This is a genomic window from Streptomyces sp. SPB074 (genome assembly GCF_000154905.1).
Classification (GTDB): domain Bacteria; phylum Actinomycetota; class Actinomycetes; order Streptomycetales; family Streptomycetaceae; genus Streptomyces.
Map to the genome: position 1 here is coordinate 6,656,851 of NZ_GG770539.1, position 17,827 is coordinate 6,674,677.

Consider the following 17,827-nt stretch of genomic DNA (forward strand, 5'->3'; position numbering starts at 1 on the left):
AAAAAAAAAAAAAAAAAAAAAAAAAAAAAAAAAAAAAAAAAAAAAAAATGTGCCCCGGTATGGGGTCCGCGCCGTGGCCCGGGTGCGTGGCTCGCGCTGTGAGTCCGGTACGTGGCCCGTCCGCCGCGCCCCGCGCCCCGGGCGCCCCGTGGTTCCCCCGTACCGGCCGAGGCGGCTCCCCCCCGCTCCCGCCCCGGCTTGAACGGTCGCCCGCGTGCGGGCATACGCGCGCCCGGCGGGCGCGACGGCGAACGGGAGGGCCGCACCCCGCGCGAGCGCGGGCGTACGACCCTCCCGGTCATGGCCCCGTGTCCCCGGTCACCACCCCGTGTCCCCGTTGTGCGCGGTGGCTCAGCCGAAGCCGCCGCTGCCGAAGCCGCCGCTGCTGTTCTCGTCCCACCTGCGCTCCTTCTGCGAGGCGCTGCGGCGGTCCTGGCCCGTACCACCGCCGTTCAGCTCGTGGGGCGTCAGCCGTGCCTCGCGCGGCTCCATCTCGTCCGGCTCGCGCCGCTCGCGCTCCTCGCCCACCGGGCCGCCCTCGGGCAGGTGCGGTTGCTCGTCCGGCGAGGGCGGCGCCGGCTGGCGCGCCCGGAGCCTGCGCCCGTAGGCGAAGGCCGCGATGAGCGCCGCGACGACGAACACGCCGATGACCGGCATGATGACCGCGGCCGTGGTGGCCGCCAGGTTCCACTGGGTCGTCTCCATAGGAAACCGATACCCCCTAAGCTGTTCCGCGTATCATCCGAAAGGGCCTATGTGGGACTAATCGGACGAAATGTTCCGTGGTGGGGAGCGATTGCGTTCCCGCGTGTCCGCCGGGTACCCCCTGCCACGCCGATGAACGGTCGTCCCGCGCGAAAGACGCCCCGTACCCGGCGCGAGAGCCCCGGCGGGGCGCGGCAGCGACCCCGTGTCGCAGGGGGAGCCGCCCCAGCCCGCCTCCCGCGCACTCCGTCCCCGGCGCATTACGCTCTGCCGGGTGTTCACCCCTCAGGGACCGACCCTCCGCGAGCTGGCCACCCAGGCGCTCACCTCCGTCGAGGAGGGCTACGACCTGCTCGCGCCCAAGTTCGACGCGACCCCCTTCCGTACGCCCGAGCCGTGGCTGCGCGCCGTCACGAGGGCGCTGCGCCCGCTGGGGCCCTTCGACGACGGCCTCGACCTGTGCACCGGCACCGGCGCGGGCCTGAACACCCTGCTCCCGCTGTGCCGGCGCCGCGTGACGGGAGTGGATTTCAGCGCGGGGATGCTCGACGTGGCCCGTACCGCCACCACGCGCACCCGACCCGTGAGCGGGCCGCCCGCCGTCGACTGGGTCCGCGCCGACGCGCTGGCGCTGCCCTTCCGCGAGGGCTACGACCTCGCGGTGAGCTTCGGCGCCTTCGGCCACTTCCTGCCCGCCGACCGCCCCCGGCTCTTCGCCCGCGTCCGCCAGGCCCTGCGCCCCGGCGGCGTGCTCGCCTTCCCGCTCGCCGCGCCGCTGCCCGCGACCGCCCCCGCGTGGTGGGCGGCGAGCGGCTTCGACGCGGCGATGCGCCTGCGCAACGTGCTGCGCAGGCCGCCCTTCGTCATGTACTACCGCTCGTGGCCCTACAGCGCGGTCCGCGGCGATCTGCTGCGCGCGGGTTTCACCGAACGCCTCCTCCCGCTGGACGACTTCGGCGCCCGCCCGGACGGCACCCCTCGCGCGGCCCTCCTGGTGGCGCGCAAACTCTGAGCGCGGCGGGGGTGCGGGCGCGAGCGGCGCCCCAGTACCGGCCGGGGGCCTGTCGTACGGGACGCGGAGAGGGCCGCCCCGGTCGTCCGGGGCGGCCCTCGCGTGTACGGCGGCTCAGCGGGTGCGCAGGGCCTCGATCGTGGCGTCGAGCGCGCCGTCGTCCTGCCGGTTGAACGGCAGCTTGCCGAGGGCCGCGGCCATGCCGCAGGAACCGGAGACGCCCGAGTAGACGAGACCGCCCGCGATGCCCACGGCGAGGAGCCGGGCCTTGGGGGCCCGGCGCCCCGCGAGCAGGCCGAGCAGGACCAGCGCGCCCGCGGTGAAGCGCACCTGCCGGTTCATGTCCCACGGGGTGCGCCCGCCGCCCGCCGACAGCTCCAGCTCGCCGCGCTCCTCGGTCCAGGCGTTCGTGCCGCCGTCGAGGACCGAGGCGGCGACGCCCCGCTCCGCGAGCCGCGAGTGCGCGGCCTCCGCGCGCGGGCCCGCCGCGCACACGAGGAGCAGGTCCTCGCCCGTCGTGGTCTCGCGCAGCACGGGCACCGCCCGGTCGAGCTGGTCGAGGGGCACGTTGTACGCCCCGGGCAGATGCCCGGCGGCGAATTCGCCGGGGGAGCGGACGTCGATGACGGTCAGCTCCCGCAGGCGCGCGCGTGCCTCTGCGGGAGAAAGATGGATGCTCATCCTTCGATCATACGAACGAGCCGACGGGGTGGGCCGGGGAGGCTCGGCGTCTCCACGCCCGGCACCTCCGCGATCGGCGCCCCCGCGTCCGGGCGGCCCCGGCCCGTGTCCTCCCCGCACCTCACCGTCAGTCGAGGCAGAACTCGTTGCCCTCGGGGTCTCCCGACACACGGAACTAGCAGTTCTGGAGTGTCGTCGTGGTTGCATCGGTCCTGGTCAAGCCCGGTACGGAGTCGAACAGCGAGATCCCCCCGCTCCCTACAGCGGGCATGACGACTGCCAGCACCCGGAACCCCCTCGCGGGGACGGTCTACACCGAGACCCTTCGGGGTGTGCGGTGTGTCCGTCTCTCCGTGCTCACCGACGAGACCACCAGCCCCGAGCGGCAGCGCGAAGCCGACGACCGAGCAGCCGCAGAACTCGGTATCAGCTTCGGCGAGGGCGACAACCTTCGTGAAGCCGTAGACCTGGACGTGAGCGCGTCCAAGACGAGCCCCTTCGACCGCCCCGAGCTGGGCGCGTGGCTCGCCCGACCGCAAGACTTTGACGCTTTGGTGTGGTGGCGTTTTGACCGCGCCATTCGAAACATGGCGGACATGCACGAGCTTGCGAAGTGGGCTCGTACACACCGCAAGCTCATCGTGTTTGCCGAAGGGCTCGGTGGCAGTGGGCGACTTGAATTCGACTTCCGCAACCCGGTGAACCCCGTCAGCGAACTCATGATGACGTTCTTTGCGTTCGCTGCTCAGGTCGAGTCGCAGAGCATCAGCGACCGCGTAACCGGTGCGATGGCAGCGCTGCGCAAGATGACCTTGCGGTGGCGGGGTGGCGGCAAGCCGCCTTACGGCTACATGCCCGCCGAGATGCCCGCCGAGCACGGCGGCAAGGGCTGGACGCTCGTCCCGGACCCCGAAGCGGTCGCGGTCATTACCCGCATCGTCAAGGAACTGTTGGAGGGCGTCAGCGTCTCCATGATCTCCGCCGGTCTCAACCGGGACGGAATCCCCACCCCGCGTGATCACTGGGCGTTGAAGCGGAAGCGGAAGACGGGCGGCAAGACCGGCGGGGCCAGGGGTGAGAAGGGGACCGTCCGCGAACGGTTCGCGTGGAACCCGGCGGTCATTACGCGGATGCTGCGTAATCAAACGCTGCTCGGCTGGAAGATGCACAAGGGCAAGCCCGTCCGCGACGACGAGGGCAACCCGATCATGAGCACCGAAACCCCGATCATGACCCGCGAGGAGTTCGACCGCATCGGGGCCGTGCTGGACGAGCGTTCCATAGACAACAGCGTTCGCCACGACACCGAAGCCCTGTTGCTCCGGGTCATCCACTGCGCGCACTGCGGGTGGCGGATGTACCAGAGCCAGCAAGAGGGCCGGAGCCCGTTCTACAAGTGCAACAGCTATTGCCGGGGCGGCATCTGCGAGAAGTCCGCGAACGTGCGCGCTGACTGGGTTGACGACTACGTGAGCGCCGAGTTCCTGCGGCTGGTCGGCTCCGTCCAGACAACGCACGTCGTGACCGTCCCCGGATACGACCCCGGGCCCGAGTTGCGCGCCACCGTGGCCGAGTACGCCGAACACCAGGAACAGAAGGGGCGTCAGAAGTCGAAGCACGCCGCCGCAGAGTGGCAGCGACGGGCGGACGCACTCGACGCGCGCATTGCCGACTTGGAGACCCGGGAAGCCCGTCCCGAACAGCGCATCGTGACCCCCACTGGGCGCACCATCGCGGACGAGTGGGCGAATGCCGACACCGCCGGACGCCGCAAGCTGCTGCACGAAGCCGGGGTGCGTCTGGAAGTCTCGCGCGGCACGCGTGGGGGGTGGCGCAAGCTCGACGTACGGCGGGTGTCGTTCACGGTGAACGGCGCGTTCGACCCTGCCGCCGAGACCGTGACCACGGCAGCCGAAGACGTGGCGTCCGTTGAGCGCGGAGACCACCCCGCCCCCGGTTCCGCCGCCCGTCTCGCCGAGCCCGAGCCCGTGCGCGAACTGGTCGCCGCGTAGCGCCCGTCACGATGCCGGGATCTTTCCGCTCCCTACAGCGAGTAGGAAGACGAAAGATCCCACCAACAAACGGCGCTGCGCGGCAGATGCAGACGCCCCGGAGCCCCGGACGCCCACGAGGACGGCCGGGGCTTCGCGCTGCCGTCTCACGAGCCGCACGCCCGTAGGAGCACAGCGGACGAAACCGCGCCCCCAAGAGACAGAGTTACTTATTTGGGTGACGCGTAACAATAAATAGAATGCATAGAAAAAATCTAAGGAAAAACAGAGAGCGTGACTCATCACAGCAATTCATCACCCCGCCTGCCCGGTGAGCACTGAACATGGGCTACTACGCACCCGCCGCGCACTCCGCGCGCTGCGACCAATGCGGCGGACCTCTCTCCGGACGCCAGGAACGCTACTGCTCCGGAAGATGCCGACAAGCCGCACACCGCGCCAGAACCCGCCCCCACCCGGCCGAGAAGTCGTGTCCGCTGTGTGGGCAACTCTTCGAGCCCCTGAATCGCTGGCAGAAATATTGCGCCTACGACGAAGCGGGATACGACTGCATCAACGCACAGGAAGACATCGCAGAAGCCGCAGAGGATGCCAGAGAAGCCCGCACGGCAGCACGGTGCACCCATTGTGCGGGCCCCACGGGATGGGGCGGCAGGGGGCGACCTAGGCGATTCTGTTCGTCGAAGTGCAGGCAAGCCGACTACCGGAAGCGCATTGCCGCGAGGACGGCCGGCACACATCCGAAAGGGAAGGAATGACGATGACGAGTAAGCACCTTTGGAATGCGGATCGCGTGAGCGGACGAGTCGACCGAGAGAGGCTGCGCGCCGCAGCGTGGAACCGTGATGAGCGGTTGGAGAAGCTCGCCCATCTGCGCGACACACAGCCCGACCTGTACGGCCATCTCGGCGCGGTCGCACACATTGCCCTCGGTCACTACGAGGCCGACAAGAAGAATGCGGCAGCTCATGGCCGCAATGTTGACGAGGGGAACTGAGCATGAACAACGACATCCAGAAGGCTGCCGAGCGCGTTGCCAAGCTGCGAGCACAGGCGGACAAGCTGTCCGCCCCGCTCGATGATGCGCTAGCACAGCTCGAAAAGGCCGAGCGCGCCGAAGAGGACCGCCGGGCCCACCGGGCGGAAAACTATGACACCCGGGTTGCCGCCACCTACAAGGATCGCTTGCAGGAAATGACCGAGTCGGCACATGCCGCACGGGAACGCTTCTTCGAAGCGCTTTCCGGTGAACCCTGGTTCGCAGCCTACGTGGAATACCGTTCCGCCCGACACAAGCGCGAATACATTCTTTCCGAAGCCCGCGCCGCGCAGCGAAGCTTGGGACAGGTGTGCACGGTCCCTGATCAGCGATGGACCGATAACCGATTCGCAGATGACCTTCTGGAACACCTGGAAAAGAAGGCGTATGAGTCTGCCGACAAATTCGGCGAAGAGATGCGAACCGCGCGAAGGGATTTCATTTCCGCTGAGTAGCGCCCGTCTCCATTTTTTCGTGGGCACCCAGGGGGGGTGCCCCTCGCCCTCCCCGATCCTGCACGGCAGGGAGGGCCGAAGCTCGCGCCGCAACTAAAGCCATTTGCGCGGGCCCGCAAACGCCGCCCGCATAGCGAAAGGGAGTGACCTTGGCCGACCCGTGGCGCAAGAAACCAGCACTTCAAATCGTCCGAGAGGGAAACCCGGGAAAGCGGGCAGCGCCGGACACCGTGGCCGTGCCGCCCGCCAAAATGATCGAACCCGACTGGCAGGAGACGTTCCGCACGGTTGAGAGCCCGGAACAGGAAACGGTCAACGCCCGCTGTCGGTCGGTTGCTTCGGCCGAGTGGCGGCGCGTCGTTCCGGTACTCGCCCTGACGGTCGGGCTCGGAGACGTCGACGCCTCGTTGGTCAAGGACTACTGCGTCGCCGTGGCCCGCATCGACCAGTGCGAGCGGGAGTTGTCCGAGCACGGGTTGATGCTCCGAGGAGAGCGCGGGTGGCAGAAGAACGGCGCCGCCACTATCGCAGGGCAGTACCGGGTTCAAGTCGCCCGCTACATCCGTGAATTTGGGCTCTCCCCCAGTGCTCGTACCGGCCTCGCGGCCCCCGAGCCGGCCGACGACGACAGCGACCTTTGGGATTGACCCCTACGCACCTACAAGCCCCCCGTGCCGCCCGTCCCGCGTGGGGCAGGCAGCACGGGGGGCTCTTTTGCGTCAGTGGCCCCGACGCGGCTTGCGGGCGGTCTTGACGACCCCCCTTGACTGGGCAACGATCGAGCAATCATCTGCAATCAGATCGACACAGGGGGTAGTCATGCGCTTGCGTTTCCTCGGGATCATTCCGAACTCTCCCGACACGGATTCGCCCACCATCTGGCTCGACGAGGACAGCGGGGACCTGCTGATTCAGTCGTACCGGGCGAGCGAGGAAGAGGTAAAGGCATGTAAGGAGGTTGGGTCGATCCCCGGTCACGGCACGGACGTGCCGGACCACGAGGTAATTCTTCGACTGCCCAAGGTCATGCGGCAGTACTTGCCAGCTCTCGACAACGAGTAGGGAAATGAAGAACCCAGTACTTGAAGGGCTCTCCACCGCTCGGACTTCGGTAGTCCATCTGGAGATGCGGGATTCCTATCTACCTGGCGACCCTGAGTTCGTCGCTTGGCAGCGCGGGAAGCGTCTGGACCCCAACGCCGAAAGGTCCACATGGTGGCGTCCTTTTCTGGATGTGGTCCAGGAAGTGACCTCCCGAGGGGTCGTCATGCAGCGAGCGCGGATCGTCTCGGAACCCGTAACCGAGTACATCCGCTACGAGCACCACGTCAGTTTCCCGAATATCGCGGCTGGGGAGTTGATCCGCTGGCTTCCAAGACGTCTGGCTGCCGATATCCCACTTCCCGGTACCGACTTCTGGATGTTCGATGAAGAGTCGGTGCTCTTCACCTACTTCTCCGGCACCGGAGAAGTAGTGGACAGGGAATGGTGTCGGGATCATGATGTCGTGGCGATGGCCGCTGTGGCATTTCGTGAAGTATGGCGCCGGGCCACGCCACACGAGGACTACAAGCTGACCTGATTGATAATGGCACAGTCGTCCTCCTCCAGCGTTCAGCAGGCTCGGCAGGTTCTCGCTGACAGGCTCCGAGAAATTGTTAGAGACGCCGGTCTTGACGGAAAGGGATTGGCAGCCCTTTGCGGATGGCATCCTTCCAAGGTTTCTCGAATCTGCACCGGCAAGACGCAACCGAGCGAAGAAGACATCCGCACTTGGTGTCGAGCCTGCAACGCTGAGGGCCAAACAAGTGACTTGGTTGCCTCCCTGCGCGCCGTGGAAGGGATGTGGCTTTCGTGGAGCCGCATGGAACGCACAGGGCTGCGCAGGGTGCAAGACTCGCGCGTTCCGCTCTACGAGAGAACGCATCGTTTTCGGTCATATTCCCCTGGACTCTTTCCGGGACTTCTGCAAACTCTTGGATATACCGAAGATGTTTTGCGTGCCGTACAGCGACGCCGTGTCGAGGTTGACGACGTTGCCGACGCTGTGGCCTCGCGCATGGAAAGACAGAAGGTCCTCCGCGATGGACACCGCACTTTCGCATTCATTGTCGAGGAATGCGTGCTGCGAAATGCGCTCGGGGGTACAGAGAACCAGATCGAACAATTGGATCACTTGCTCACGCTGGTTTCTGTCCCGAATATCAGCATCGGCATCATCCCCGCTCGCCTGAATCGGGTTCGGATGCCCGTCGAGGGGTTCTGGATCTTCGATAGTGGGCAAGTGAACGTGGAGTTGGTTTCCGGGTTCCTGACGCTGACGCAGCCAAGTGAGATAAAGACTTACGCCGACACCTTCGCCGCACTTTCCGGTCTCTCCGTCTACGGAACACAGGCCCGCTCCTTGATCGTCAGTGCTCGGGATTCGCTCAGGTGATCCGCGTGCAATCACATAGAATCGGCTGTCTATCGGCTGTCTATCGGCTGTCTATCGGCTGTCTATCGGCTGTCTATCGGCTGTCTATCGGCTGTCTATCGGCACATCGCCGTTCCTAGCGTGTCCCCCATCGCACCGCGAAAGGGGGCAGCTTGTGAGCAAGCACCACACCGAACCGCCCGAGCCGGGCACGCTGCTGGTGGACGCGAACGGCAAGCTCGGCGTGTTCATGGGCAAGGGCGGCCCCCGCTACATGCTCCGCCCCGTGCGTGGCGGGTGTGAGTGGGAGGCCGAGCCCGACACTGTGCGCGAGCCGACCCCGGCGGAACGGGAGACCGCCGAGCGGCAGCGCGCCGGACGAACGGCGGTGTCCCCGTGAGCTGGACGCCCCCGGTTCCCCCGCCCGTCAACTGCCCCCGGTGTGTGTACCTCGCCGGGAAGGAGAACGCCGCCGCCGCTCGGGGCGACGCGGAAGCGGCGCGCAAGTTCGACGGCATCGCGTCGATTCATCGCGCGGAGACCGGCTGTCCGGAGCGTGCCGCATGAGCACCCGCAGTCTGTTCCGCTTCGTCTCCTGGACCGTCAAGCCCGACCGCGAGCCCGACGCCGCCCCCGTCACGCACCTGTACCGGTGCACCAGTGAGGACGAAGCCGGGAACGTGTGCGGAGCCGAGTCCGCGCGCACCGAAGACGGGGCGTCCGCCGAAGACTGGGCGCTTCGCCACGCCGCCGAGAACCCCGACCACCGGTCGTACGCCTACGCGCCCGAGCTGCCCTACGTCGCCACCACCCCGGAACTGTTCGGGGGCCACCCCGAGCCGGAGGGGGCGGCATGAGCGGCGAACACCGGTACGTCGTCGCGGTGAGGGGCGGGGACGCGTCGCGGGGCTTCCAGCTCGGCGGGACGACGACGCGAAGCGCTCGGGTGGCGCTCGTCCGCCTTCGCGGGCAGGCGCTCCGGATCGCTGACGGCTTGGACCCGGACCCGGGGACGTGGTGGCTGGGGAACGGGGGGCTCGTCCGCCTCCCTGACGCCCCCGAAGCGCTGCCGGACGCCCCCGCCGAACTTCGGGCGTGGGTGGTCTCCTCCGTGCACCAGGACGACGCGTTGGACCAGCTCGTCAACGGCTTCCCGCTGGTGCTGCGGGTGACCGACCGGTGGTCGGGGTGCTGGTTCGAACTGACCGCCCGGTCCCTGGTGCCTGTCCCCGCCGCCCCGCCCTTCCGCCGTACCGCGCCGGCCCGTCCCGTGGCCTACGCCTAGACCCCCGTCCCGGCTTCGTGTTCCCCCACGGGGAGCCGGGGCGGGACAACTCCGAAGGGATTGCACGATGCCCGCCGTAAGCGCTCCGGTCCGTGTCTGCGGGGCCGAAACCCCGATCCCGCCCCGCGTCGCCGAACTCGCCCTGTCCGTCGTCGTCTGGCCCGGCAAGGAGGTGGAGGAGGTAGTTTCCTGCGCCATCGAAGACCACCCCGACGACGAAGAACACTGGGCGCTCGTCCGCGAGTTGGACGGCCCGCACACCGGGGCCGTCTGGGTCGTCTGGACGGACCGCATCCCCCCGTACCGGGTCCGGCAGATTCCCGACTGTCGGGTGATCAACCCGGAGGGGCAGGCGTGCCCGCTGTACGAGGGACACCCGGGCCGGTGCCCGTTCGAGAGCGACACCCCGCCCGCGACCTCCGGCACCACTCACTTGTAGCGCTCTCAAGCCCCACCCATCCGGCGTGTTCTCTCTCCGCCGGGCGGGTGGTCGTCGGCCCCCGCGTGACGTGGGGCTGACAGCACGGGTCACGGCGTCCGGGGTGCGGTTCCCGCCCGCACCTTCGTGACCCGCGAGAGCCCCGCTTGGCGGTCCCTCCCCCGAGACTGCCGCGCGGGGCTCTCACGCGTCCGGAGCGTCGTCCTGGCCGTCGTCGCCGCGTGTCGGCTCGGCCACGTAGGTACCGCGCTGAGGCACGGTGAAGACCAGTTCCGCCGCGACCAGTTCTGCGACGGCACGGCGCACCGTGGGGCGTGACAGCCCGTACTCATCGCACAAGCGCGACTCAGACGGGATAGGCCGACGGGGCTTCCAGTCGCCCCGCGCGAGCCGTGCGCGAAGGATGCCAGCGAGCTGCTGAAACGGGGGCTCGGGAGCGTCGCGCTCCACCAGGTCATCCGGGCCGTAGTCCATACGGAAACGCTATCGGCCCCGGGACAAGCGAGCACATCAGGCCATGTCCATTTACGTGCCTTTACAAGTGCTGACGTGTGTTGACGTTAAGGCTTATGCTCGGGAAAGAAAGACGCCCCGGCGAACCGGTCCTAATACTCCAGCAGCGGTTCGTGTCCTGAGCTGCGTTTTTGGTAGTGGCAGCGGCGGGCGGTGGCTTGGTGGTGTCTTCTCCAGGCTGACCACTTCAGTGCGTGGGTGACTGGGTCGGGGTGGGGTCGGGGGCGGGGAAGGAGAGTGTCCAGGAGGCGTCTGATTTCTGCCACGGTGAGCGGGGCGAGAGAGGTTCGTTTCCAAAGCCCCCTTTTTCGGGCTCGTCGGCGGCTTGGGCTGCGAGTGAGGTCAGGACGGCGTGGGCGAGCATGGCCAGGGTGATGTGCCGGTACCAGCCGACGTAGCGGCGGACCTCGTACTCGTCCAGGCCGCACTCGTTCTTCGCCGCCTGGAAGCATTCCTCGATCGCCCAGCGTGTGCCGGCCGCCCGCACCAGGTCGGCGACAGTGGTGCTCGTGGGCGCGTAGGCGAAGTAGTAGGCGGTCTCCTCGGGCCGTGCCACGCTGCGCCGGGCCAGCACCCATCGGTGGTGGGCTGACTCGTCGCCGTCGAAGAGGGCGATCGACGGCAGTCTCGCGCTCGCCCAGTCGTAGACCCTGGGGCCCTTGGCCCCGTTGCCGCAGGACAGCCGCTGCCAGGCATCCTGGGGCGCCTGGGCGATGAGCTCGTCGATCCGCCAGAACCCCGTCAAGCTCTTGACCTGCTGAGACTTCGGAACAGCGACGACGTAACCGACATCGAGTTCCTCCAGCAGGCGGCGGAACTTCCAGTCCTGCCCATAGGCCTCGTCCGCCGTCACCCACCGCGCCGGCAGACCGGCGGCCAGCGTCCGGGTAACCATCGCCCTCGCGAGTTCACCCTTGGTCGCGAACTCCCGCTCGTCGGGAACCTTCGCCGCCCGGCAGCGTTCCCGATCCCCTGTCCACGCCTTCGGGAGATACAGCTCCCGGTCGACCAGGGCACGTCCGCGAGACGTGGCGTAGGCGGCGAAGACCCCGACCTGACAATTGTCGATCTTGCCCGAGGTGCCGGTGTACTGCCTGCCCACACCCGCCGACGTGATCCCCTTCTTGATGAAACCGGTGTCATCGATGATCAGGACCCCGTCATCACCGAGCACCTCGGCCACATACTCGCGGACATCGTCCCGCACCGCGTCCGCATCCCAGACGCTGGAGTTCAGCAGCCGCTGGAACCCGTCAGGACTACGGTGCCCCGCCCACTCCGCGAGCTGCCAGCCGTTCTTACGCGCCACACGAGCCAGCAGACCCCGAACGTAATCCCGCATCCGCCACCGCAGATCCGCCCGAGCAAACCGACCCGCGACCCGAGCGAACACAGCCTCCAACTCCGCGGACCATACAGCTACTTCACCCAGCTCCCTCATACCAGGAGAACGACAAAGACCAGCTCAGGACACGAACCGCTGCTGGAGTACTAAGCGGTCCGCCGGGGCTCAGCCGACCAGCTTTAGGGAGCTGACCGACCGTGCGCGAGTTTATCGCCCTGCTTTCCTTCGCCCCCGCCGCAGCGGCGCTGTGGTACCTGATCAACCCCCGTCTGAAGAAGACGCCCCGCCGCCCCGGACGGCACTCCGCCGAATTCCTCGCCGCCGCCCGCCCCGAGCCTCACCGGTTCTGTGTCCATCACATGGACGTGACCGTTCCCGCGCACGTCCTCGCACGCACCATCCGCCCCCGACCGGACGACTTGGACCCCATCCGGCCGTACTACCGAGCGTGGGAGAACGACCCGTCCCACACGGTCCGGCTCCGGGTGATCCGCGAGCGGCAACGCGCGTTGGTCCGCGCTGCCATCGGCGCCCCGGACTCCCCTGTCTACCGCTACGAGAACGACCAGTTCGCCGCCGTGGGGGTGACCGCATGACCGCCGAGCACCGGGGGGGCCGTCTGTGCGGTCTGCAAGAAGTGGACCGACACCCCGCGACCGCTCCGGTACATCGAAAGGCAGAGCGGCCCCGGGGTGACCCTGTACGGCTGCCCGAAGCACGCGCCGGAGCCGAGCCCCACGGAGGAGACGAGAGAGCGCTAGGAAGGCGCACAGAGACGCGGAAGCCCCGTTCGGCCAAGTGCCGGACGGGGCTCTGTTGTTGCTGCGGACCAGCCCGTATGCTTAGGGCGTCCGCCGGTAGGTCATCGGATCCGTGGGCTTTGAGGGCGGGTGTTCCAGCGGTAGAGGGTCCAGGCGTGTCGGATCAGGCTGCGGAGGGTGATGAGGGTGGCTGCCAGGGCGAGGTAGAACTCGACGGCTGCTTTCCGGCGTTCGGTGCAGCGCCGGAGTTTGCCGAAGTTGTTCATCCAGGAGTTCGTGCGCTCGACGACCCACCGGCCTCCGGTCTGGATCGGGGTCTTCGCGCCGCGCGGGGCGATACGGGCGTCGATCTTCCGGCTTGCCAGGTCATCGTGGACGATCCGGTAGTCGTAGCCGGCGTCCAGGGCGAGACGTGGATGCTCAGGCAATGGTCCGAGGGCCTGTTCGAGCGCGGTGAAGCGGTCGAGGGTGGTGGGCAGCAGGGTGTGGTCGGGGGTGTTGGCCGGTGCCGGCTCGGTGATCAGGGGTATGCCGGAGCCGTCGGTCAACTGTGAGCGTTTCAGCCCGAGTTTGGCGCGGTCGACGGGGCTTTTGCCGGCGCATTCACCACCGCTGGGTGCCTTGGTGAGGCAGCCGTCGGCGCTCAGGTGGTCGAGTTCGAGGCCGATCATGCGGTCGTATGCGGCGAGCGCGAGCAGCCGCAGGCTCTCCATCACGCCGTGAGCGATCCACTCGTCGCGGCGTCTGCGCAAGGTGGTGGCCGAGCAGTGCTCGTCGGCGGCACGTTCGTATCCGCAACCGAAGACCAGGACCTGCACCAGCCGGTCGAAGACAACGGCGTCGCTGATCCGGGGGTTGTGACAGCCCAGGGGGTGCTTGTCCTCGTGCACGGGCAGGAGCGCGAGGAACTGGTCACGGATCGGGTCGAGAATGCATGATGGAACGGCAGGCACGGATCCCCCATGATCGTGAAGCGTAGAGAACTCCATGATCGGGTGGACCGTGCCTGCCTTGCTACCAGCACCTACCGGCGGACGCCCTTAGAACTGGTAGTCAGACGTGTCGGGGTCGGCGAGGACGAGGTGCCCCGCGCCCAGCGGCGGCTCCGGCGCGTGCCGCGCGAGGCGCCTGGCCCCGAGCGCCACGAGACGCGCGCACTCCGCCTCCAGGGCCGCCATCCGCTCCTCGCCCTTGAGCCCCGGCGCGGCCCGCACATCGAGATGCACCTTGTTCTTCGCCGCCTTCCCCTCCGGCACCCGCTGGAAGAAGACGCGGGGACCGGTGCCCGCGGGGTTTTCGATCGCCGAGCGCGTGCGGCGCGCCTCCTCCGGCACGCCGATCCGCGCGAGGAAGGCGTCCCACGCCGCGAGGGGGTCCTCGCCCTCGGCGAGTTCCGTCCCGGGCGGGCCGGGCAGCACGTACCCGAGGGCATCGCGCCAGAAGAGGGAGAGGGCCACCGGGTCGTGGGCGTCGAAGGTGACCTGGAAGACGCGGCTCATGACGGGCTCCGTTCGTCGTGCGTCGTGCGGTGTGCGCACCCTGACAGCGAAAGAGGACAGTTTCTGTCCGCCACCTCTGCCACAGTGGGCGCACGGACCACGGAGAAGGGGGAGCGGTGACGGCGACGGCGGCGGGTGACGGCGAACGGAGTACGACCGAACGGGTGCTCGTCCTGCTCGGCCTCCTCCAGCGCGGGCGCAACTGGAGCGGCCCCGAGCTGGCCGCGCGGCTCGGCGTCACGGCCCGTACCGTGCGCCGCGACGTCGAGCGGCTGCGCGCGCTCGGCTACCCCGTGCACGCCCTTCAGGGCGTCGGCGGCGGCTACCGGCTCGGCGCGGGCAGCGAGCTGCCCCCGCTGCTCCTGGACGACGAGGAGGCGACCGCCACCGCGGCCTCGCTGCTCGCCGGGGCGGGCGGGGGCGGACCGGGGGCGGGCGAGGCGGCGCTGCGCGCCCTCGCCAAGATCGACCGCGTCATGCCCGCCCGGCTGCGCCACGAGGTGAGCGCCCTCGCCGGGGCCGTCGAGTTCTTCGAGGGCGGCCCCGAGCGCGTCGAGCCCGCGACGCTCGTCACCCTCGCCGGGGCCTGCCGCGACGAGGTCGAGGCCCGCTTCCGCTACCCCTCGCGCGGCGAGGTGACCGAGCGCCGCGTCGAGCCGTACCGCCTCGTCGCCTCCGACCGCAGGTGGTACCTCCTCGCCTACGACCTCGACCGCGACGACTGGCGCACGTTCCGCGTCGACCGCATGACCGAGGTCGCCGCCCGCACCTGGCGGTTCACCCCGCGCCCGGCCCCCGAGGACGCGGCGGCCTACGTGCAGCGCGGGGTGGTCACGGGCGCCTACCCGCACAGCGTCCGCTTCCTCGTGCACGCCCCCGCCGCCGAGGTCCGCGCCCAGGTCCCCGCCTCCGCCGCGCTCGTCCGCGCCCGCGGCGCGCACGCCTGCGAACTCGTGAGCGGCGGCAACGCCCCCGACCGCATCCTGGCCTACGTCGCGATGCTCGGCCACGCCTTCGAGGTCGTCGAACCGCCCGAACTGATCGAGCGCTGCGCGGCCATGGCCGAGCGCCTGTCGGCGGCGGCCGGACGGGGCGCGTCCAGCGCGCGCCACACCCCCGCGCCGGAGGCGGCGCACCTCCGTACGCCGGACAACTGAGCACCCGCGCGCATCAATTGGTCCAGACGAACACCTTGACGCGCACCGCCCGCCGTTCATGAATCGATGACGCCGACAAGTGAACGCGGCGGGCGCCCCCCACGGCTCCGTGGCTTCACTTCCTGGGGAGGGCGGAGTGTGCGCCGGGCGCGCGGGCACACCACCCACCGGGCCCCCACGCCCTGTACGCCCTCCCACCCCCCCCGCGCCGGCACAGGTTCCCCCCACCACTTCCCCCACCGAAAGCGAAGTGACCCCCGTGCGAACCCCCTTGCGCGTCATCCGGCGGCACCGCCCGCTCTCCGCACTCGTCGTGGCCGCCGCCCTCGGCGCCACCGCGCTCCTGCCCGCCTCCGCCAGCGCCACGCCCGAACGGGCCGCCGCCGCGAGCTTCACCGACGACTTCGAGGGCGCGGCCGGCTCCGGCGTGGACGGTTCCAAGTGGCAACTGGAGACCGGCGACAACGTCAACAACCACGAGCGCCAGTACTACACCTCCGGCACCGACAACGCCGCCCTCGACGGCGACGGGCACCTCGTCATCACCGCCAAGAAGGAGAACCCGGCCGGATACCAGTGCTGGTACGGCAACTGCGAGTACACCTCCGCGCGCCTCAACACCTCCGGCAAGTTCAGCAGCACCTACGGGCACGTCGAGACCCGCATGAAGATCCCGCGCGGCCAGGGCATCTGGCCGGCGTTCTGGATGCTCGGCGACGACATCGGCTCGGTCGGCTGGCCCAACTCGGGCGAGATCGACATCATGGAGAACGTCGGCTTCGAGCCGAACACCGTGCACGGCACGATCCACGGGCCCGGCTACTCGGGCGCCGACGGGATCGGCGCGGGCTACTCGCTGCCGGGCGGCGCGGCCTTCGCCGACGACTTCCACACCTTCGCGGTCGACTGGAACCCGGACTCGATCACCTGGTCCGTGGACGGCAACGTCTACCAGACCCGCACCCCCGCCGACCTCGGCGGCAAGGAATGGGTCTTCAACAAGCCGTTCTTCGTCATCCTCAACCTGGCCGTCGGCGGCTACTGGCCCGGCGACCCGGACGGCTCCACGCAGTTCCCGCAGCAACTCGTCGTGGACTACGTGCACGTGACGACCGGCGCGGCGGCGAAGGAACGCCAGGAAACGGCGGCACAGGCCCACTGAGCGCCGCTGCCCGGGCGGGAGCCGTCACCCCGCCGCGGGGCCCTGCCCGGGCAGCACCCGCTCCACGTAGTCCCGCGTCGCCTCGGGGAGCCCCACGTCGGTGCCCGAACGCTCCGACAAGTACCAGCGGTTCTCCAGGAGTTCGTGGTACACCTGGGCCGGGTCGAGGTTGCGCCGCAGCTCCAGCGGCACGCCGCGCACGGCCGGCCGGAACACCTCGCGCACCCAGCGGTGCGCGAGCACCTCCGTGCGGGCGCCCGCCGGGTCGCCCGGCGCGTAGTCCTCCTGTGTCGCCATCCAGGTCTCCAGGTCGCCCAGCAGTCGCCGCGCTTGGTTCTCCTCCGCGTCGAGCCCCGTCAGGCGCAGCAACTGCCGCTGATGGTGCCCCGCGTCCACGACCTTCGGCAGGAAGGTGATGCGCTCGCCGTCCCGCGTCGAGCCGATCTGCATCTCCGCGACGTCGAAGCCGAGGTCGTTCAGGCGCCGCACCCGCCGGTCGATGTAGTGCCGCTTGTCCGCCGGATAGACCGACTGCCGGGTCAGCTCCGTCCACAGCTCCTCGTAGCGGGCCGCGAGCGCCGCCGAGAACTCGACGGGGTCCACCGAGGGGTGCAGCGCCCCCGATGCCTCCAGGTCGAGCAGTTCCCCGGCGATGTTGACGCGCGCGAGGTCGATGTCGTACTCGCGCTGGCCCCGGCTCAGCGTCGTGTGCGTCTCGCCGGTCTCGGCGTCCACGAGGTACGCGGCGAAAGCGCCGGCGTCGCGGCGGAAGAGCGTGTTCGACAGCGAGCAGTCACCCCACGCGAAGCCCACGAGGTGCAGCCGCACGAGGAGCACCGCGAGCGCGTCCATGAGGCGGTTCATCGTGGACGGGCGCATCGTCGTCTCGAACATCGAGCGGTAGGGCATCGAGCCGCCCAGGTGCCGGGTGATGAGCGCCGTCTCCAGGGGCTCCCCGCCCGCCGTCGTCCGCCCGGTCACCACCGCGAGCGGATCGACCGCGGGAATCCCCAGCCGGTCCAGGTCCCGCAGCAGGGTGAACTCGCGCTCGGCGGGCCGCGCCGCCAGCTCCTTCACCGCGAGCACCTCGTCCCCGGCCCGCGCGTAGCGCACGACGTGCCGCGAGATCCCGCGCGGCAGCGGCACGAGACAGCGTTCGGGCCACTCCTCCAGGGGCAGCTCCCACGGGAGGTCCAGGAGCAGGGCGGGGTGCTCGGGGTTGGTCGCGCTGATCTGGAGGGTGCTGAGCTGGGCAGCCATGGCTCGTCTCGTCGTCGCGGTCGTCAGGGCGCCGCGCACCCTTGGGCGGTACGACGATCGTACCGCCGGGGTGGGGGAGTGGCGCG

22 protein-coding genes and 1 pseudogene are annotated in these 17,827 nt (G+C 69.0%); 15 read left to right on the forward strand and 8 right to left on the reverse strand.

Annotated features, from left to right (window positions below; translation table 11 throughout):
• Window positions 1–224: pseudogene (locus SSBG_RS33465) on the reverse strand (hypothetical protein); the annotation flags it as partial.
• Between the two features lie 127 nt (window positions 225–351).
• Entirely contained in the window at window positions 352–705 is a 354-nt protein-coding gene (locus tag SSBG_RS28435; protein ID WP_008749494.1) for a DUF6479 family protein, read from the reverse strand.
• Window positions 706–979: 274 nt separating this feature from the next.
• Between SSBG_RS28435 and SSBG_RS28440 the strand changes: the two genes are divergently transcribed.
• The gene (locus tag SSBG_RS28440) at window positions 980–1,717 is read left to right on the forward strand and encodes a class I SAM-dependent methyltransferase (protein WP_008749495.1); all 738 of its coding nucleotides are present in this window, start codon (window positions 980–982) and stop codon (window positions 1,715–1,717) included.
• A 114-nt stretch (window positions 1,718–1,831) separates the two neighbouring features.
• On the opposite strand, the gene SSBG_RS28445 is transcribed toward SSBG_RS28440, so the two are convergent.
• Window positions 1,832–2,398 (reverse strand): rhodanese-like domain-containing protein, encoded by a 567-nt coding sequence (locus SSBG_RS28445; protein WP_008749496.1) that lies wholly within the window; start codon window positions 2,396–2,398, stop codon window positions 1,832–1,834.
• 269 nt (window positions 2,399–2,667) lie between these two features.
• Between SSBG_RS28445 and SSBG_RS28450 the strand changes: the two genes are divergently transcribed.
• The 11 genes from SSBG_RS28450 to SSBG_RS28505 all read left to right on the forward strand — a co-directional run bounded on the left by SSBG_RS28450 (window position 2,668) and on the right by SSBG_RS28505 (window position 10,044).
• The gene (locus tag SSBG_RS28450) at window positions 2,668–4,410 is read left to right on the forward strand and encodes a recombinase family protein (protein WP_008749497.1); all 1,743 of its coding nucleotides are present in this window, start codon (window positions 2,668–2,670) and stop codon (window positions 4,408–4,410) included.
• A 760-nt stretch (window positions 4,411–5,170) separates the two neighbouring features.
• Window positions 5,171–5,407: a hypothetical protein gene (locus SSBG_RS28455; protein ID WP_234010681.1), complete on the forward strand. Its 237-nt coding sequence runs from the start codon at window positions 5,171–5,173 to the stop codon at window positions 5,405–5,407.
• Between the two features lie 2 nt (window positions 5,408–5,409).
• A complete protein-coding gene (locus SSBG_RS28460) occupies window positions 5,410–5,904 on the forward strand; it encodes a hypothetical protein (RefSeq protein WP_008749499.1) in 495 nt (164 codons plus the stop codon).
• Between the two features lie 143 nt (window positions 5,905–6,047).
• On the forward strand, window positions 6,048–6,551 hold the full coding sequence (locus SSBG_RS28465; protein WP_234010682.1) for a phage terminase small subunit P27 family: 504 nt from the start codon (window positions 6,048–6,050) through the stop codon (window positions 6,549–6,551).
• A 172-nt stretch (window positions 6,552–6,723) separates the two neighbouring features.
• Window positions 6,724–6,966: a hypothetical protein gene (locus SSBG_RS28470; RefSeq protein ID WP_008749501.1), complete on the forward strand. Its 243-nt coding sequence runs from the start codon at window positions 6,724–6,726 to the stop codon at window positions 6,964–6,966.
• Between the two features lie 4 nt (window positions 6,967–6,970).
• Entirely contained in the window at window positions 6,971–7,486 is a 516-nt protein-coding gene (locus SSBG_RS28475; protein WP_008749502.1) for a DUF6879 family protein, read from the forward strand.
• Window positions 7,487–7,492: 6 nt separating this feature from the next.
• Window positions 7,493–8,341, forward strand: a complete 849-nt coding sequence (locus SSBG_RS31850) for a helix-turn-helix domain-containing protein (RefSeq protein WP_008749503.1) — start codon at window positions 7,493–7,495, stop codon at window positions 8,339–8,341.
• Window positions 8,342–8,495: 154 nt separating this feature from the next.
• Window positions 8,496–8,720, forward strand: a complete 225-nt coding sequence (locus SSBG_RS28490; RefSeq protein ID WP_008749504.1) for a hypothetical protein — start codon at window positions 8,496–8,498, stop codon at window positions 8,718–8,720.
• Window positions 8,721–8,883: 163 nt separating this feature from the next.
• On the forward strand, window positions 8,884–9,177 hold the full coding sequence (locus SSBG_RS28495; protein ID WP_008747591.1) for a hypothetical protein: 294 nt from the start codon (window positions 8,884–8,886) through the stop codon (window positions 9,175–9,177).
• The gene (locus tag SSBG_RS28500; RefSeq protein WP_008747590.1) at window positions 9,174–9,605 is read left to right on the forward strand and encodes a hypothetical protein; all 432 of its coding nucleotides are present in this window, start codon (window positions 9,174–9,176) and stop codon (window positions 9,603–9,605) included. The genes SSBG_RS28495 and SSBG_RS28500 overlap by 4 nt, the downstream gene beginning before the upstream one ends.
• Window positions 9,606–9,672: 67 nt before the next feature.
• Window positions 9,673–10,044 carry a hypothetical protein gene (locus SSBG_RS28505; RefSeq protein WP_008747589.1) on the forward strand — a complete coding sequence of 124 codons (372 nt, stop codon included), beginning with the start codon at window positions 9,673–9,675 and terminating at the stop codon, window positions 10,042–10,044.
• A 183-nt stretch (window positions 10,045–10,227) separates the two neighbouring features.
• Here the strand turns inward: SSBG_RS28505 and SSBG_RS28510 are convergent, their stop codons facing one another.
• Both SSBG_RS28510 and SSBG_RS28515 read right to left on the reverse strand, forming a co-directional pair.
• Entirely contained in the window at window positions 10,228–10,518 is a 291-nt protein-coding gene (locus SSBG_RS28510; RefSeq protein ID WP_008749506.1) for a winged helix-turn-helix domain-containing protein, read from the reverse strand.
• Window positions 10,519–10,744: 226 nt separating this feature from the next.
• On the reverse strand, window positions 10,745–11,998 hold the full coding sequence (locus SSBG_RS28515; RefSeq protein ID WP_037869003.1) for an IS701 family transposase: 1,254 nt from the start codon (window positions 11,996–11,998) through the stop codon (window positions 10,745–10,747).
• A 101-nt stretch (window positions 11,999–12,099) separates the two neighbouring features.
• On the opposite strand from SSBG_RS28515, the gene SSBG_RS28520 reads away from it, so the two are divergent.
• Window positions 12,100–12,498 carry a hypothetical protein gene (locus tag SSBG_RS28520; protein WP_008749507.1) on the forward strand — a complete coding sequence of 133 codons (399 nt, stop codon included), beginning with the start codon at window positions 12,100–12,102 and terminating at the stop codon, window positions 12,496–12,498.
• 266 nt (window positions 12,499–12,764) lie between these two features.
• Here SSBG_RS28520 and SSBG_RS28525 read toward each other — a convergent pair whose 3' ends face one another.
• Both SSBG_RS28525 and SSBG_RS28530 read right to left on the reverse strand, forming a co-directional pair.
• Window positions 12,765–13,616 carry an IS5-like element ISStsp9 family transposase gene (locus SSBG_RS28525; RefSeq protein WP_008745198.1) on the reverse strand — a complete coding sequence of 284 codons (852 nt, stop codon included), beginning with the start codon at window positions 13,614–13,616 and terminating at the stop codon, window positions 12,765–12,767.
• 87 nt (window positions 13,617–13,703) lie between these two features.
• Complete coding sequence (locus SSBG_RS28530) at window positions 13,704–14,162, reverse strand: VOC family protein (protein WP_008749509.1); 459 nt, start codon at window positions 14,160–14,162, stop codon at window positions 13,704–13,706.
• A 116-nt stretch (window positions 14,163–14,278) separates the two neighbouring features.
• Here SSBG_RS28530 and SSBG_RS28535 point away from each other — a divergent pair, with 116 nt between their 5' ends.
• Both SSBG_RS28535 and SSBG_RS28540 read left to right on the forward strand, forming a co-directional pair.
• Window positions 14,279–15,319 carry a helix-turn-helix transcriptional regulator gene (locus tag SSBG_RS28535; RefSeq protein ID WP_037870830.1) on the forward strand — a complete coding sequence of 347 codons (1,041 nt, stop codon included), beginning with the start codon at window positions 14,279–14,281 and terminating at the stop codon, window positions 15,317–15,319.
• Between the two features lie 271 nt (window positions 15,320–15,590).
• Complete coding sequence (locus SSBG_RS28540) at window positions 15,591–16,481, forward strand: glycoside hydrolase family 16 protein (RefSeq protein ID WP_037872123.1); 891 nt, start codon at window positions 15,591–15,593, stop codon at window positions 16,479–16,481.
• Window positions 16,482–16,505: 24 nt separating this feature from the next.
• Here SSBG_RS28540 and SSBG_RS28545 read toward each other — a convergent pair whose 3' ends face one another.
• Entirely contained in the window at window positions 16,506–17,741 is a 1,236-nt protein-coding gene (locus SSBG_RS28545) for a DUF4032 domain-containing protein (RefSeq protein ID WP_008749512.1), read from the reverse strand.
• Window positions 17,742–17,827 lie beyond the last annotated feature (86 nt).